The following is a 16,135-nucleotide window of genomic DNA, read 5'->3' as shown; positions in this document are numbered from 1 at the left end:
GACCGCGAAAAGCGTCCGGCGCATGCTCGTGGACACGGCCAACGAGGGAGTTGCCGATGTCCTCAGCGAGCGCCCCGGCGTGCCCGGCGCATGCCGATTTCGACCCGTTTGACCAGGCCTACCTGGCCGATCCGTACCCGACGCTGGCGGAGCTGCCGGACGTCTTCCGCGCGCCGACGCTGGACATGTGGGTGCTCACCCGGCACGCGGACATCGACGCGGTGTTCCGCGACCCGGTGACCTTCTCCGCCGGCATCGCCCAGGACCCGGTCTTCCCGCTGTCCCCCGGCGCCCGGGCCGCCCTCGGCCCGGACTTCCCACTGCCCAGGACCATGTCCAACGCCGACCCGCCGGCGCACACCCGGATCCGCCGGTTCAACATGCGCGCTTTCTCCGCCCGCCGGGTGGCCGCGCTGGAGCCGAGGGTCCGCGAGGCAGCCCGGCGGATGATCGACGAGCTTCCCACCGGTGAACCGTTCGACCTGGTCAGCGCGCTGAGCTTCCCACTGCCGGCGTTCATGATCTTCACGTTGATCGGCTTCCCGGAGCCGGACACCGAACTGCTGAAGAGCTGGTGCGGCAACCGCATGGCGTTCTCCTGGGGCCGCCCGACCGCCGAGGAGCAGGAACGCATCGCCGCCGACATGCGCCGGTACTGGGAGTACTGCACCGAGTTCGTCGCCGGCCGGATGACCGACCCTCGGGACGACTTCACCAGCGACCTGGTCCGCATCCACCGCGAGGACCCGGATCAGCTGTCCCAGCTGGAGATCACCAGTGTGATCTACGGGCTGAGCTTCGCCGGCCACGAGACGACCACCAACCTGACCAGCAACGCGGTCCGCCGCCTGCTGGAACACCCCGCGCAGTGGCGCGCGCTGTGCGCCGAGCCGGAGCTGATCCCGAACGCGGTCGAGGAGGTGCTCCGCCACGACACCAGCGTGGTCGCCTGGCGCCGGGTGACCACGCGACCGGTCACCATCGCCGGCACGGAGATCCCGGCCGGCGCGCGACTGCTGTTGCTGTTGGCCGGCGCGAACCGGGACGCGGCGCTGATCGCGCAACCCGGGCGGTTCGACATCTACCGGGACGACGCCAACCGGCACCTGGCGTTCGGCAAGGGAATCCACTTCTGCCTGGGCGCACCGCTGGCCAGGATGGAGGTGCGGGTGGTGCTAGAGGAGCTGACCACGCGCGCACCGAACCTGGCCCTGCTGCCGGACCAACGCCTGGAGTTCCCGCCCAACGTGTCGTTCCGAGGCCCGCGCCAACTCTGGCTGCAACGCCAGGCCGACCGGCGCCACACCGACCCCATGGAGGACTCATGACCAGCACAAAGCCGTTCGCCTCCTCGGCGGACACGGATGTCAAGGAACAGACGCTGGAGGTGCTCGCGGACGGGGTGTACGCCCTGACCGCCGAGGGCGACCCGAACGTGGGCGCCATCGAGGGCGAGGACTTCCTGGTGTGCTTCGAGGCATTGGCCACTCCGGTTGCCGCGCGGGACTGGCTGGACATTCTGCGCCGGCACACCGACAAACCGGTGCGCTATCTGGTGCTCAGCCACTACCACGCCGTGCGGGTGCTGGGCGCTTCCGCCTTCGACGCGGACGTGATCGTGGCCCACGAGAACACCCGCAAGCTGGTCGCCGAGCGGGGCAAGGAGGACTGGGAGAGCGAGTTCGCCCGGATGCCCCGGCTGGCCAAGGCGGCGGACTCGGTACCCGGCCTGACCTGGCCGACGCTCACCTTCTCCGACCGGCTGACCATCGACCTCGGCGGTGACCGGGGTGACCTGGAGCTGCGCTACCTGGGCCGGGGGCACACCGAGGGCGACCTGGTCGGCTGGCTGCCCGAGCAGCGGATCCTGTTCGCCGGCGACCTGGTGGAGGCGCAGGCCGCGCTGTACACCGGCGACGCGTTCCACCGCGACTGGGCGAGCGGCACGCTGGACAACGTGGCCGCGCTCGGCGCGGAGGCGCTGGTCGGCGGGCGCGGCGCGGTCAGCCGGGGGCGCGCGGCGGTGGATGCGGCGATCGGCCAGACCCGAGGGTTCCTGAACGTGATGATCCGTGAGGTGGGCGCGGTGCAGGCGCGGGGCGGCACGCTGCGCGAGGCGTTCGAGGCGTCGCACGCCGCGCTGGTCGACGACTACGGCCGTTGGCCGATCTTCGAGCACTGCCTGCCCTTCGACGTCTCCCGGCTGTGGGACGAGCTGTCCGGCGTCGAGCGTCCGGTGATCTGGACCGCCGAGCGGGACCGCGAGGTCTGGGACCAGCTGCAGTCGTGAACCCGTGGCCGCACGACCCGGTGATCGTGCTCGGCAACGGGCCGGTCGGGCAGACCGCCGCGCTGCTGCTGGCCCGCTGGGGCGTGCCGACGGTCCTGCTGGACCTGCGCCGTTCACGTGATCTGGTGGGTTCCAAGGCGATCTGCCAGCAGCGGGACGTGCTGGACGTGTGGGAGGCGGTGGGCGCGCGGGTGGCCGCCGAGGGCGTCACCTGGGACACGGCGCGCACCTACTACCGGGACACGGAGCTGTTCTCGGTGCGGATGGCCGACGCCGGCCGGTCCCCGCTGCCGCCGTTCGTGAACGTCTCGCAGTCCCGAACCGAGCAGTTGCTGGACCAGCGGATCGCGGGTTCGCCGCTGATCGACGTGCGCTGGGGCCACCGGGTGACCGAGATCGACCAGGACGCCGACGGGGTGTGGGTCTCCGGCCCGGAGTTCCGGTTGCGGGCACCGTTCCTGCTGGTCTGCGCGGGGGCGCGGGCGGACGGGCTGCGCGCCGGGCTGGGCGTCTCGTTCGAAGGGCATTCGTTCGAGGACCGCTTCCTGATCTGCGACATCCGGGCCGAGCTGCCGGACTGGGCGCGGGAGCGCCGGTTCTACTTCGACCCGGTGTGGAACCCCGGCCGACAGGTGCTGATCCATCCCTGCCCGGGCGGCGAGTACCGCATCGACTGGCAGGTCCCGCCCGACTACGACGCCTCAGCCCTGGCCGCCGACACCGCATCCGGCGCCCTTGACCAGCGCATTCGACAAATTGTCGGGGACACGGCGTATGAAGTGACCTGGTCCTCGGTGTACCGGTTCCACACCCGGTGCGTGGACCGGATGCGCGTCGGCCGGGTGCTGCTCGCCGGGGACGCCGCGCATCTGTACGCCCCCTTCGGCGCGCGCGGGCTGAACTCGGGGGTGGCGGACGCGGAGAACGCCGCCTGGAAGCTGGCTTTCGCCGGGTGGGACGGCACGGAGAGGGAGGCGCTGCTGGAGAGCTACCACATCGAACGGCACGCGGCGGCGCGGGAGAACGTCGCGGTGACCAGCGCGACCATGGACTTCCTGGTCCCGCAGACCGCCGCCGAGGCGGCGCACCGGCGGGACGTGCTGGCCCGGGCCAGCGCGGATTCGGCGGAGGCGCGCGCCCGGGTCAACTCCGGCCGCCTGTACGAGGCGTACTGGTACGCCGAATCGCCGCTGACCACTCCGGACCCGACGCGGCCCCATCCCGTCCGCCCACCGCGCGGCGTCGCCCAGGCACCCGCCCCCGGCGTGCTCATCCCCGACCTCCCGCTGGAAACCGGCGGCCGGTTGCGGGAGGTGTGCCGGGACGGGCTGCTGGTACTGGTCGCGCCGGGCGGCGGCCCGGGAGCGGTGCGGGTTGCCGAACTCGCCGCCGAGGAGCTGGCGCCGGTACCGGCACGGGCGGTGGGCATGGCCGAGCTGTCCGCCGAACTCCCTGGCGTGTTGGGCGCGCGCGGCGCAGAGTGGTGGGTGGTCCGGCCGGACGCGCACATCGCCGCCGTGGTCACCGATGAGGCGGAGCTGCGCGCCGCGCTGCGCCGCGCGATCGGGCACCCCGGTGAGCCGGCTACACACGGCGCACCGGTCGGCCCCGGCGAGTCGGGGGAATCGAGCAAGGAGGGCAGCGATGGCGTACTACCGGCAGCTCGGTGAGGTCCCGCCGAAGCGGCACACCCAGCACCGCACGCCGGACGGCGGGCTCTACTACGAGGAGCTGATGGGCGAGGAGGGCTTCTCCTCGGACTCGTCGCTGCTCTACCACCGGCACATCCCGTCGGCCGTGCTGGACGCCCAGGACTGGCCGCTCGGCGACATCCGGACCAGCCCGAACCACCCGCTGCGCCCGCGCCACCTGAAGCTGCACGAGCTCACCCAGGGGCAGGACTGGAAGGCGGTCGACGCGGTGACCGGCCGACGGCTGGCCCTGGGCAACGGCGACGTGCGGCTGAGCTACGTGGCCGCCGGGGAACCGTCGCCGCTGTACCGGAACGCGATCGGCGACGAGCTGGCCTACGTGGAGTCCGGCGCCGCCACCGTGCAGACCGTGTTCGGCCAGCTGACGGCCCGCACCGGCGACTACGTGCTGTTGCCCCGCGCTACCACCCACCGGTGGGTCCCCGACGCGGAGACCGAGCCGCTGCGGCTGTACGTGATCGAGGCCAACTCGCACATCTCGCCGCCGCGCCGGTACCTGTCCAAGTACGGCCAGCTGCTCGAGCACGCCCCGTACTGCGAGCGCGACCTGCACGGCCCGGCCGCGCCGCTGCTCGCCGACCCGGCCGAGGAAGAGGTCGAGGTGCTGGTCAAGCACCGGTCCTCCCGGGGCGAGCTGGTCGGCACCCGGTACGTCTACCCGCACCACCCGTTCGACGTGGTCGGTTGGGACGGCTGCCTCTACCCGTACACGTTCAACATCTCCGACTTCGAGCCGATCACCGGCCGGATCCACCAGCCGCCGCCGGCCCACCAGGTGTTCGAGGGCAACGGGTTCGTGGTGTGCAACTTCGTGCCGCGCAAGGTGGACTACCACCCGCTGTCCATCCCGGTGCCGTACTACCACGCCAACGTGGACTCGGACGAGGTGATGTTCTACTGCGGCGGGGACTACGAGGCGCGCAAGGGTTCGGGCATCGGCCAGGGCTCCATCTCCCTGCACCCCGGCGGGCACACGCACGGCCCGCAGCCCGGCGCCTACGAGCGGTCCATCGGCGCGGAGTTCTTCGACGAGCTGGCGGTCATGGTGGACACCTTCGCCCCGCTGGAGCTCGGTGAGGGCGGACAGAGCTGCGAAGACCCTGGATACGCCTGGACGTGGAGCCGCCGCCAACCGCTATAGCATGCCGGCCTGGCACACTCCGAGGGCGTGACCGCTCCCATGTACGTGCCGCGTTTCTTCGTACGCCAGAAGATCACCCTGATGGTCAACCGGTACCAGATCTTCGCCGCGAACCCGGACGGCAGCGAGAGCAACCAGCTGCTCGCGTTCGCCCAGCAGAAGCGGATGAAGCTCAAGGAAGAAGTGATCTTCTACGCGGACGAGGCGAAGACCAGGCCGGTGTTCACGTTCAAGGCCCGGCAGCGGCTGGATGTACACGCGGAACACGACGTGTACGACGAGTTCGGCACGCCGCTCGGGTACTTCAGCAAGCAGTTCGGTGCCAGCCTGCTTCGTTCCACGTGGAACCTTGCCGGGCCGAACGGGCTGGACGCGGTCGGCACCGAGCGGCGGATGAGCATCGCCATCCTGCGCCGGATCTGGGACTTCATCCCGTACCTGGGCGACCTGTGGGTGCCGTTCGTCTTCCACTTCGACTTCACCGACAAGGCCACCGGTCAGCCGGTGCTGGTCAGCGAACGAAAGAAGGCCATCCGCGACCGGTACATCATCGACGTGCCCGACCCCAGGGTGGACTTCCGGCTGGCCGCCGCGATGGCCGTCGCGCTGGACGCGTTGCAGTCACGCTGAACACCCCCGTCGAAACGGGATTGACCTTCACCGTCGTTCAGGATGCAGTGTGAGGTGATGAGTACTCGAGGGGTCACGGCCAGGGTGTCGGTACGCGGGGAACTGCTCGGGCCGAAGCGGCGGGCCACCACGGTCGGCGTGCTGCTGATCATCCTGATGGTCGCGTTCGAGGCGATGGGCGTGAACACCGCGATGCCCAGGCTGGTCGTGGACCTCGGCGCACTGACCCTCTACGCGTGGCCGTTCGTGGCATTCATGGCGGCGGCGGTGTTCGGCACGGTGATGGCCGGTTGGTGGTGCGACCGGTCCGGGCCGAGGGTGCCGCTGCTGGTGGCGCCGGCGTTGTTCGGCGCCGGCCTGGTCACTGCCGCACTGGCCCACGGAATGCCGCAGCTGCTGGGCGGCCGGGTGCTGCAGGGCCTCGGCGCGGGCACGGTGACCGTGTCCATGTACGTGCTCATCGCGCTGATCTATCCCGAACGGGTGCGGCCGGCGATGTTCGGGCTGATGTCCTCGGCGTGGGTGCTGCCTTCGCTGATCGGGCCGCCCATCTCCGGCATCGTGACCGAGCGGTGGTCCTGGCGTTGGGTGTTCCTCGGCCTGGTGCCGATCGTGGTGATGGCGTTCGTCCTGGTGGTACCGGCGGTGCGCCGGCTCGGTGAACCCGAGCGGGGGATCCCGCCGGCCGGTGGGCCGGCCGAGATCATGCCCGGCGGGCCGGCCGAGGTCGGGCCCGGCGGGCCGGCCGAGATCGGGCCTCGCGGGTCGGCCGAGATCGTGCCCGGCGGGCTGGCGGAAGCGGCGCCGGGCGACACGCCGACGCGCGACGCCGGGGCACGGGGGCGCGGGGTGGTGCTGGCCGCGTTGGCGGCGGCGGTCGGGGTTTCGGCGCTGAGCTACGCCGGTGAGCGTAAGGACGTGTTCGCGCTGGTCATCGCGGCGGGAGCGATCCTGCTGCTGGTGCCGGCGCTGCGCCGGCTGCTGCCCGGGGGCGTCTTCGCCGCCCGCCAAGGGGTGCCCACCCTGGTCGCCGCGCGCGGGCTGTGCGCCGCCTTGTTCGGCGCGGCCAACTCGTTCCTGCCCCTCATGCTGACCAGCTCGCACCGCTGGTCGCTGGCCGCCGCCGGGATTCCGCTGGCGGTGGGTTCGCTGGGTTGGTCGGCGGCGTCGTTCTGGCAGGGCCGGCACCCGGACCTGCCCCGCGCGCGGTTGCTACGCGTCGGGTTCGGGCTGCTCACCGTGTCCGTGCTGGGGCTGCAACTGGTCGCGCAGCCGTGGGGGGCGGCCTGGTTGTCGTTCCTGGCCTGGGCCATCGCCGGCGCCGGAATGGGGCTGTGCTTTCCGTCGGTGAACTTCCTGCTGCTGCGCCAGTCGGAACGGCCCGAGGTCGGCTTCAACACGTCCGCCGCGCAGGTCAGCGAGCAGCTGGGCACGGCGGCCATGATCGGGGTCGGCGGCGCGCTGCTGGCATTGTTCGGCGTGCCCACCCTGGCCATGCCGGTGCTGCTCGGCCTGCTCACCCTGCTCGGCGTCACCGGGATGCTGATCGCCGGCCGGGCCGCGACCAGCTGAAAATTGGACCAGCCATCCGAGCCACAAGTGGCCCACTCGCCCGGTCCGCCGCGATTTAGCGTGACCGCATGCCGAAAAAGTCCAACACCGTGGTGACCATGCTCGACGACCAGCGCCCGCCATCGATACCGCCCGGCGCCGACGTGATGACCGCCCTGGTCGAGGTGCCGCCGGGCGACCCCGGAACCCCGCCGCACTGGCACTCCGGCCCGGTGTTCGGCTACATGCTCGAAGGCGAAATGATCTTCGAGCTGGAGGGTGAACCGGAGCGCATCCTCCGCGCGGGCGAGCCGTTCTGGGAGCCCGGCGGGGACGTCATCCACTACCAGGCGGGGAACAACCGGGCCGACACGTGGACCCGGTTCGTCGTGGTCATGATGTGCGTGCCCGGCCAGCCGATGCTCACCCTGGTGCCCGAGGACGAGCTCGCCGCCCGCCGCCATCGGCGCGCACCCCGCGCCGAAGTGTGATGCGGATCTTCCTGGCCCGCGCGACCGGTTTCAGGGCTGACGGGTGACGGCGGCCAGGATCTCCGGCAGCGCGGCCTCGGCCAGCGCGCGCATCTCCTGGTCGGTGCGGTCCTGGATGGGGTGCGGGACGAACACCGACGGCACCTCGGCGTAGCCCAGCGCACCGGCCTGGGCGGCGCTGGCCGTGACGAACTCGCTGGAAGCCACGAACGCGTGGATCACGCCGACGCCCTCCAGGGCAACGAAGTCGTGCACACTGCACGACGTGCAGGAGCCTCAATCGGCGAGCGCCTCGATCACCACGTCACACTCGGCGGCGATCTCCCGGCGCAGGTCCACCGGCGCGGGTTTGGTGAACGTCGGCTTGGCGTAACGCCGCGTGGCGATGCCACGCTCGGCGAGCAGCTCCTCCAGCCGGTTCAGGAACACGTCGCCGCGCGGTTTGGAGATGTCCAGCAGGCCCACCCGCAGGCCATCCAGCGATACCGGCCGCCGCGCCGGAGCGCGGTGCGCGGCGCCCCGCTCGTCGGTCGGGTCCAGCACGATCTTGCTGAAACCCGCCCGCCCGTTCCCTTCGGTCACATCCCTCACGGCGCTACCTCCCTGGTCACCGGCTGGCTCCCCCCGGGGCCACCCACCCAACCACCGATCACGGTGGAGAACATGCCGGCTCCGCCGCCGGCGTGCACGATCAACAACCCGCCCGGCCGGAACTTCGGGATCGGTACGTTCCCGGCGGCGGCCAGCCGCTCGGCGGGCACCCCCTCGTCGATCCCACCGGCGCCCCGGACGATCTCCGCCGGGTCCAGCAAAAGCTCCCTGCCCAACGCCTCCTCCAGCCGCGCGCGGGACCACCCGGCCTCCGCGAACACCCTGGCGTGCTCCGGGGCGACCACCAGCGTCGCGTCGAAGCCGAGCGGCAGCTTGGGGTGCGCCACCGAGCGGAGCGCGACGGCCAACGACCGCGCCAGCGACTCGGGCCGCCGCGAGATCTGGTCCGCGACGCCGCGCACGCCCTCGGCGGCGAACACGGTCACCGCACTCGCGCCCGCCGGCACGCCCCGGGACACGGCCAACGGCTCCCACGGCGAGCCGTCCTCGTCCTCGGCGAAGCAGAACCCGACCTTGCCCGGGTTGCCCAGCGCCGCCCGGTCCACCTCGCCCGGCCGCCCGCCGCCCACGTTGCGGATCACCAGTTGCAGCGCGCGGCCGATGGTCAGGTTGGCCCGGTTGCCCTGGCCGAGCGCGTTGCCGCCCGAGTTCATCCCGATGGCGCGGGCGATCGGCCCGTTCACCACGATGGCCGGACCGGCGCCCCAGGTCGTGGCCAGCAACCCGTGCGCGTTGAACTCGTCGGTGCACACGGCCTCCACGGCGGCCAGCACCACCGGCAGGTACTCCGGCCGGCAACCGGCCAGCACCGCGTTGATGGCCACCTTCTCCACCGTGGCCTCGACCAGGTTCGGCGGCACGATCGCCACCGTCTCGTCCGGCGCGCGGGAGGTCCCGGCCAGCATGCGCAGCACCCGCGCGGGCGTCGGCGGGATCACCGGCAACCCGTCCGACCAGCCCCGGTCGAACAGCGACTCGTGCTCGTCCTCCAGCTCGGACAGCTCGATCCGGCGCGCGTGCAGCCGGTCGCCCTGGGTGCGCAGCAGGATCTTGTCGGCCAGCTCGGGGTCGCCGGTGCGGGAGCCGCAGCCGGGCCGGTGATCGGGCAGCCCCGGGCCGAGGCCGGTGGTCCCGGTGATCGACTCCCACTCCTCGCGCAGCCAGCCGACGGTGCGCGCGGCCTCCGCGCCGCCTTCGAAGCGCAGCAGCGTGGGCACGGTCTGGATGTCCAGTGCCAGGCTCACGTCCAGCTCGGTGTCGTCCCGCACGTCGCTGACGCCTTCGGGAAAGCTCGGATCGTCCTGGGTGTACACGGTGATCGGCAACGCGGCCAGCACCGGCTCGACCAGCTCGCACGTCGGGCACCCGCGCTTCACCACGGCAACCAGCCCGTCCCTCGGCACCCCGCTCACGGCTTCGACCCTAATCCGCCCCCGCCCCCCGCGCCCCCCACAAACCTGATTCAGTCACTTCAGCAGGGTGATTCAGTCACTTGAGCAGGCAGAAGTGACTGAACCAATGTGCACAAGTGACTGAATCAGTGTGCAGAAGCGACTGAATCAGCGGGGGGAGCGGGGGGAGCGGATGAGGAGGGCTAGGGGGATGGCGGCCAGGGTTACGGTGCCGGAGACCAGGAAGACGTCGCTGTACGCCTGGGCCAAGACGTCCAGCCGCAACGCCTGGTAGAGCGGCGCCAGCCCCTCGGTGCCCCGCGCGGCCATCTCCTGTAGGCGCGGGTCGTCGGCGGCCTGGAGGAGCGCGGAGCGGTCGGCCATCAACTGCGCCTGTTGGCCGGTGGACATCGCGGTGAGCAGGGCCAGGCCGAGCGCGGCGCTGACCCGTTGGACCAGTTGGTTCATCGCGCTGCCCGCCCCGGACAGGTGCGCGGGCAACGCGGAGATGCCGCTGGTGGTGATCGGCATCATGGCCACCCCGGGCCCGACCGCGCGGAACATCAGCGCCGCGATGAACTCGCCCCGGGTCATGTCCGGGTTGACGTTGCACAGCATGAGCAGCCCGATGCCGGACACCGCCAGCCCGAACACCGCCGGCCAGCGCGCGCCGAACCGGTCGGAGATGCGGCCGGCCAGCGGCATGCACACCATCATCACCAGCCCCTGCGGCAGCAGCACGAAGCCGGTGTTCAGCGCGGTCAGCCCCTGGCCTTCCTGCAGGAAGACCGGCACGTAGAACGACACCGCGAACAGCCCGATGGACATCAGGGCGATCAGCACCAGCGAGTTGACCATCGCCAGGTTGCGCAGCGCGCGCACGTCCAGCAGCGGGTCGGTGACCTCCAGCTCGATCACCACGAACAGCGCCAGCAACAACACCCCGACGGTGACCAGCAGCAGCACCCGGTAACCGGTCCAACCCCAGTCGGCACCCTCGGACGCGGCGAGCAGCAGCGCGAACAGCCCGCCGGCCACGCAGGCGAAGCCGACCCCGTCGAACCGCCGGCCCGGCCGCCCGGCCAGCTTCGGCAGGACGAAAGCGCCCGCGGCCAGCCCGATCAGCCCGACCGGCACGTTCACGAAGAACACCAGGCGCCAGCTGGCGTACTCCACCAGGTAGCCGCCGAGGGTCGGGCCGACCGCCGGCGCGACCACCATGCCCAGCCCGTACAGGCCCATCGCGGTGCCGATCTGCCGGCGCGGCACGATCCGGTAGAGGATAGTCATGCAGGTCACCGGCAGCATCCCGCCCGGCGCCGCCTGCACGATCCGGAAGAAGATCATGCTGGTCAGATCGCCGGCCAGGCCGCAGAGCACGGAGCCGACGCAGAACCCCACCAGCGACGCCAGGTAGAGCCGCTTCAGCCCCAGCCGGTCGCCCAGCCAGGCACTGGCCGGCACCACCACACCCAGGCACAGGTTGTACGCGGTGGACACCCACTGGATGTCCTCGGTGCTGGCACCCAGATCGGCCGACATCCGGGCCAGTGCCACGTTCACGCTGGTCGTGTTCAGCACCGACATGAACATCCCGATCACGATCACCCCAAGGGGCAGCAACCACCCCGCTTCCCCCGCGAGTCGGGGATTCGTGCTCGGTGAGTCGGGACTTGAGGTACGGAGTGTCGGGTTCTCGGGTGCGATGGGCGGCGTCTCGTCCGTAGAGGTACTGGCCGAGGCCGCCATGATCACCCGTTCTAGCTAACTCACCTAACAAGTGTTCTCTAACTCAGCTTACGCTTGTTCGGTAACTTCCGGAAGGGTGTTGAATGGCGGTGATGAGCAGTCGGCCGGCCGGCCCGATGACCCGCACCCGCAACCGCTGGGGTGAGGGCGACCGGCTGCGCGCGGAGATCCTGGACGCGGCCAGCCGGCTCCTGTCCGAGCTGGACAACGAGGACGGCCTGACCATCCGGGGCGTGGCCCGAGCCACCGGCATCGCCCCGGCCAGCATCTACTCGCACTTCGCCGACCGGGCCGCGCTCCTGGACGGACTGCTGGACCACGAGATCGAGCGGATGCGCGAGCTGATCGCCGGCGCGGACGGGGCGCGCGCCCAGCTGCGCGCCTACTGCGACTTCGCGGTGGCCCACCCGGGGCACTACCGGATCCTGTTCCGCCGCCGCTCCGACCAGCCGCCCGAGTCGCCCAGCCCGATGACCGCCATCCTGGCCGAGTTCCAGCGATCACTGGAACGCGCCGCCGAGGGTGGCGCGCAACTGCGCCTGCCCGCCGACCGGGCCGCCGTGGTGGTGTTCATGGCGGCGCACGGCCGGATGGCGCTCTACCACGCCAACCCGACCGAACGCTCCGCGCAGAAGATCCCGCAGTTCGTCGACGAACTGATCTCCCTGGTCCTCGACCACCCCTGATTCAGTGCCTTCAGCACAGTGATTCAGTCAACAGTGTTGACTGAATCAGCATGCCAAAGTGACTGAATCAGCGTGCTAGAAGCACTGAATCAGGTTGAGGGGGTTAGCCGGCTTCGCCGGAGGGGTCCACCATCGCTTCGGTTAGCCAGCGGGTTTGGGCACCATCCCGGTCGGCGTCTGCGCCTGCCACCTTGCGGAGTTCGACTTTGTTGATCTTATTCAGGGTGGAGTGCGGGAGCTGGGTCATCGGGTAGACCGCGCGGGGGCGCTTGAAGTCGGCCAGGTGCTCGCGGCAGGTCTCCTCGATCCGCGCGACCAGCCCCGGGTCGTCGCCGGTCGTGGTGATGAAGGCGACCGCCACCTCGTCCAGCTTGTCGTCCGGGCGCCCGACCACGCCGACCTCCACCACGCCCGGCACGCCGAGGATGACCCGCTCCACCTCGGCCGCCGACACGTTCTCCGCGCCGACCTTTAGCATGTCCTTGATCCGGTTTTCGAAGGTGAGGTGGCCGTCCGCGTGCGGGGTGACCAGGTCGCCGGTGCGGAACCATCCCTCGGCGTCGAACGACTCGGCGGTGGCTTCCGGGCGGTTCAGGTACTCGGCGAACAGCGACAACCCGCGCACCCCGCGCACCAGCAGCTCGCCCGACTCGTCCGGCTCGACCGGCGCGCCGTCCTCGCGGACCACCTTGACCTCGTAGGACAGCGACGGGCGCCCCATGGACATGGACCGGTTCGGCACGAACGCGTCACCCACGATGGGGTGCGAGATGGTCTCCGTCATGCCCCACCAGCCGATCGTCTTCACCCCGTAGGCGGCGTCGAACGGCAGGTCGCACATGCCGGTGCCGAACAGCCGGTACGCATGCCCCGGAGGCGGCGCCATGCCGGCCAGCGCGCGGATGGACAGCCCCATCAGCGAGATCCAGGTACACCCGTGCTCCACGGACACCGCGGCGAACCGGCTGGTCGACCACTTCGGCACCAGCACGAGCCGCGCGCCCACCCACAGGCTGGCCAACATCGAGTACGCCAGCGCGTTGGTGTGGAAAAGCGGCAGGTAGACCAGGTGGCAGTCGTCCGGGCGCAGCGTCTCGTGGTAGGCGTTCAGCCGGGCGCCCCACAGGGCGTTGGCCTGCGTCCACAGCACGCCCTTCGGCCTTGACGTGGTGCCGGAGGTGTACTGCACGCTGCACGGCGCGAGCGGGTCGATCGGGCGTTTCGGCAGGTCGTTGGGGTCGGCCCGCAATGCGTCGAACGGCTCCGCGCCGCCCCCGACGGAGACCAGGAACCGCAGCCCGGGGGCCGCCTTGCCGACCAGCTCGGCGTACTCGGCCTGGGTGATCGCGCCGACCGCCCGGCAGTCGTCCGCGTAGAACGCCAGCTCATCCACAGCCGAACGGGTGTTGGTGGTCACCGCCACCGCGCCCAGCGCCGCGCAGGCGAACCACGCGATCAGGAACTCCGGGCAGTTGTCCATGTGGATGAGTACCCGGTCACCTGTGGATACCCCGCGCGCGGCCAGCCCGGCGGCGGTCGCCGCGGCCTCCCGGTGCACCTCGTCGTAGGTGTAGGTACGGCTGGGCTGCCCGTCGTAGGGCTGCCACACGATGAACGGCCGGCCGGCATGGGTGGCCGCGCGCGTGCCCAACAGCTGCCACACGTCCGACCCGCCGAACGGGTGCAGGTCACCGATCTCCACTTGCGCCGAGGTCATGCGGCAACCCTGGCATCACCCGATCTGCCCCGCGCGGCGAACCCCCGCTCCTACCGAACGGCGTTGGCGCAGGTGCCGGCGGGCATGCCGTACTGCCGGCAGATCTGCTCGGCGGCGCGTTCCCGCATCTGCCGCTCCGCGAAGCTTTCCGGGCCGAACCCGTCGTCCGAACGGTCCGAGTGGTCGTCGCGGTCCGAGTCGTGCCGCCGGGACCTCGGCTCTTCTTCGTCGTCGTCCTTCGAGTCGGCCGCGCTGTGCGAACCGTTCGACCCGGCGGACTCACCGGCCGGACGCTTGGGCGCGGGCTTCGCCGCCGGGGCCGGAGCGGGAGCCGGAGCCGGCTCGGCGACCGGAGCGGGCGCGGGGGCCGGGGCGGGAGCAGGAGCAGGAGCAGGAGCGGCGGGCGCCATCGGGGCCATCGGCGGCGGGGCATTCACCGCGTCGGCGGCCGGGGCGAGTTGGGGCGGGGTCGGCGCCGGAGCGGCCCCCACGGTGAGCCGCATCGCAAGGATCACCCCAACTCCCAGGACCAGCACGACGGCGAACGCGGTCAGCAGTAAAGGTCGAAGGGAGCCCATGTCCCCGTATAACGAGCGGCCACTCCACCCCGATACGTGTCAACTCCTTGACGGCCCACAGCCAGGCGTTTCAGGCGCTCACCCAGTTGCCATGGAACCCGAACGGCACCCGGGTGGGCAGGTGCACGGTGGCCACCGCCTCGCCGGTCGCCGAATCGAGCAGCGACAGGTTGCTGCGGCCGGTCGTTCGGTCGTACACGAAGCCCATGAGCACGCCGTCGTCCTCCGCCGCCCCGTCGCCGTTGGGCACGAAGGAGAACTCGCCGGCGAAGTGGTGCTCGGGCAGGGGCAGCTCGGTGGTGACGTCCTGCGCCAGGTCGTGCCGCAGCACCGAGTCCCGGTCCGAGTGCCAGCCCAGGGTCGTGGCCGTGGAGTAGCCGTAGCGGTGGCGGCGGCCGATGCGCCGCGGATCGACCCCGGGGAACTCCTGCGGCCGGTCGTCGATGCCGGATTCGCGCACCTTGCCGGACCCCAGGTCGACGGTCCACCGGTGCATCATCGGCCGGCCGGTGTCGAAGATGTCCTTCAGCTGGTACTGGGCCGCGCGGTCGTACCCGTGGATCCGGACCGCCTCGCAGACCACCGAGCCGTTCTCCTCGTAGGCGTTGAGCGTGTGGAAGACGTAGCACGGCTCGATCTCGAACCAGCGCACCACCGCCTCGCCCTCGCGCGGCAGCAGCCCGATGCGGGACGGCCGGTCGGGGTCCCACCTGATCGGCGCCACGTCCGGCTGACGGATCAGCTCGCGCCGGGTGAACCGGCTGACCAACCGGTCCGGCATGACCACCCGGCTGGCCAGCGAGGCCAGGACCAGCCGCGTCGACCGGGGCAACCAGTCCGGCAGTTGGCGCTCGACCACGCCGATCTTGTCCACCACCAGTGGGGTGTCGAAGAAGAGCACGTAATTCTCGGTGAGCGCGATGTCGTGCAGCAGCGGCTTGCCCGGCGAGTCGAACCGGACGACCTTGCACGCACGCCCGTCGGTACCGATCACCGAGTACTCGGCGAACTCGCCGGTGGTCACCCGGTAGGTGATCGCGTGCATCTCGCCGGTGACCGGGTCGATCTTCGGGTGGCCGGTGTAGCCGCCGGAGAGGGTTCCGCCGAAATCGCACGGCCCGATGGTGTCCAGCTCCTCGGTGAGCTCGAAGTTGGCCACCCCTCCCTCCATGGTGGCGATGGTGCGGCCGGCATGCCCGATCGGGTTGGTGTTCGGCGCCGGCACGTAGACCCCGGCCCGGTGGTTGGGCCGGATCGGCCGCTCGCCCAGCGCCCGGGACACGGCCGGCGAGCGGATCCACCGGTTGCGGTACCACTCCGCCCGGCCGTCGCGCAGGCGCACGCCTGGATCATCCCGTCGCCCCGGGTGCTGAACCAGTTGTAGGTGATCGGGTCGATCTCCTCCACCGGGTTCGGCCCCATCCGCAGGTACCGGCCGTCCAGGTGCGCCGGGATCGCACCGGTGACCGGCAGCTCGGTGATCGTCTCCTCGCTGATCGAGGGGGCAAAGTTGCCACTCAGAAACCGGTTGTCCACTGCAGCCTCCGTAGATCCGAATCAATCTTCACTTAGTAGGCCATGGTATGG

13 protein-coding genes and 1 pseudogene are annotated in these 16,135 nt (G+C 71.0%); 8 read left to right on the top strand and 6 right to left on the bottom strand.

What is annotated here, in order from left to right; genetic code table 11:
• Positions 1–56 precede the first annotated feature (56 nt).
• The 7 genes from ABEB12_RS00925 (at position 57) to ABEB12_RS00895 (ending at position 7,815) form a co-directional block, all read left to right on the top strand.
• Positions 57–1,328, top strand: coding sequence for a cytochrome P450 (locus ABEB12_RS00925; RefSeq protein ID WP_185058478.1), 1,272 nt, complete (start codon positions 57–59; stop codon positions 1,326–1,328).
• A complete protein-coding gene (locus tag ABEB12_RS00920; RefSeq protein WP_185058477.1) occupies positions 1,325–2,290 on the top strand; it encodes an MBL fold metallo-hydrolase in 966 nt (321 codons plus the stop codon). Before ABEB12_RS00925 ends, ABEB12_RS00920 begins: the two co-directional genes overlap by 4 nt.
• The gene (locus ABEB12_RS00915) at positions 2,287–3,960 is read left to right on the top strand and encodes an FAD-dependent monooxygenase (RefSeq protein WP_345702463.1); all 1,674 of its coding nucleotides are present in this window, start codon (positions 2,287–2,289) and stop codon (positions 3,958–3,960) included. The genes ABEB12_RS00920 and ABEB12_RS00915 overlap by 4 nt, the downstream gene beginning before the upstream one ends.
• Positions 3,935–5,143: a homogentisate 1,2-dioxygenase gene (locus tag ABEB12_RS00910; RefSeq protein ID WP_185058476.1), complete on the top strand. Its 1,209-nt coding sequence runs from the start codon at positions 3,935–3,937 to the stop codon at positions 5,141–5,143. Before ABEB12_RS00915 ends, ABEB12_RS00910 begins: the two co-directional genes overlap by 26 nt.
• 27 nt (positions 5,144–5,170) lie before the next feature.
• Positions 5,171–5,773, top strand: a complete 603-nt coding sequence (locus ABEB12_RS00905) for an LURP-one-related/scramblase family protein (protein WP_345702462.1) — start codon at positions 5,171–5,173, stop codon at positions 5,771–5,773.
• Positions 5,774–5,830: 57 nt separating this feature from the next.
• Positions 5,831–7,345, top strand: coding sequence for an MFS transporter (locus ABEB12_RS00900; RefSeq protein ID WP_345702461.1), 1,515 nt, complete (start codon positions 5,831–5,833; stop codon positions 7,343–7,345).
• 68 nt (positions 7,346–7,413) lie between these two features.
• The gene (locus ABEB12_RS00895; RefSeq protein ID WP_185058474.1) at positions 7,414–7,815 is read left to right on the top strand and encodes a cupin domain-containing protein; all 402 of its coding nucleotides are present in this window, start codon (positions 7,414–7,416) and stop codon (positions 7,813–7,815) included.
• 30 nt (positions 7,816–7,845) lie between these two features.
• Here the strand turns inward: ABEB12_RS00895 and ABEB12_RS00890 are convergent, their stop codons facing one another.
• The 3 genes from ABEB12_RS00890 to ABEB12_RS00880 all read right to left on the bottom strand — a co-directional run bounded on the left by ABEB12_RS00890 (position 7,846) and on the right by ABEB12_RS00880 (position 11,441).
• The gene (locus ABEB12_RS00890) at positions 7,846–8,361 is read right to left on the bottom strand and encodes a UGSC family (seleno)protein (protein WP_425572201.1); all 516 of its coding nucleotides are present in this window, start codon (positions 8,359–8,361) and stop codon (positions 7,846–7,848) included.
• 41 nt (positions 8,362–8,402) lie between these two features.
• Entirely contained in the window at positions 8,403–9,839 is a 1,437-nt protein-coding gene (locus ABEB12_RS00885) for a thioredoxin domain-containing protein (RefSeq protein WP_221497517.1), read from the bottom strand.
• Between the two features lie 147 nt (positions 9,840–9,986).
• On the bottom strand, positions 9,987–11,441 hold the full coding sequence (locus ABEB12_RS00880; RefSeq protein WP_185058472.1) for a DHA2 family efflux MFS transporter permease subunit: 1,455 nt from the start codon (positions 11,439–11,441) through the stop codon (positions 9,987–9,989).
• A gap of 218 nt (positions 11,442–11,659) precedes the next feature.
• Between ABEB12_RS00880 and ABEB12_RS00875 the strand changes: the two genes are divergently transcribed.
• Complete coding sequence (locus ABEB12_RS00875; RefSeq protein ID WP_345702460.1) at positions 11,660–12,253, top strand: TetR/AcrR family transcriptional regulator; 594 nt, start codon at positions 11,660–11,662, stop codon at positions 12,251–12,253.
• Between the two features lie 103 nt (positions 12,254–12,356).
• Here ABEB12_RS00875 and ABEB12_RS00870 read toward each other — a convergent pair whose 3' ends face one another.
• The 3 genes and pseudogenes from ABEB12_RS00870 to ABEB12_RS00860 all read right to left on the bottom strand — a co-directional run bounded on the left by ABEB12_RS00870 (position 12,357) and on the right by ABEB12_RS00860 (position 16,084).
• Positions 12,357–13,970, bottom strand: a complete 1,614-nt coding sequence (locus tag ABEB12_RS00870) for an AMP-binding protein (RefSeq protein WP_185058471.1) — start codon at positions 13,968–13,970, stop codon at positions 12,357–12,359.
• A 50-nt stretch (positions 13,971–14,020) separates the two neighbouring features.
• Entirely contained in the window at positions 14,021–14,473 is a 453-nt protein-coding gene (locus tag ABEB12_RS00865; protein ID WP_185058470.1) for a hypothetical protein, read from the bottom strand.
• Between the two features lie 145 nt (positions 14,474–14,618).
• Positions 14,619–16,084: pseudogene (locus tag ABEB12_RS00860) on the bottom strand (carotenoid oxygenase family protein).
• Between the last annotated feature and the right edge of the window lie 51 nt (positions 16,085–16,135).

Origin of the sequence: Actinospineispora eucalypti, from assembly GCF_039543365.1 — a bacterium.
GTDB classification, from domain to species: Bacteria; Actinomycetota; Actinomycetes; order Mycobacteriales; family Pseudonocardiaceae; genus Pseudonocardia; species Pseudonocardia eucalypti.
This window is presented reverse-complemented; position numbering and strand designations above follow the sequence as displayed.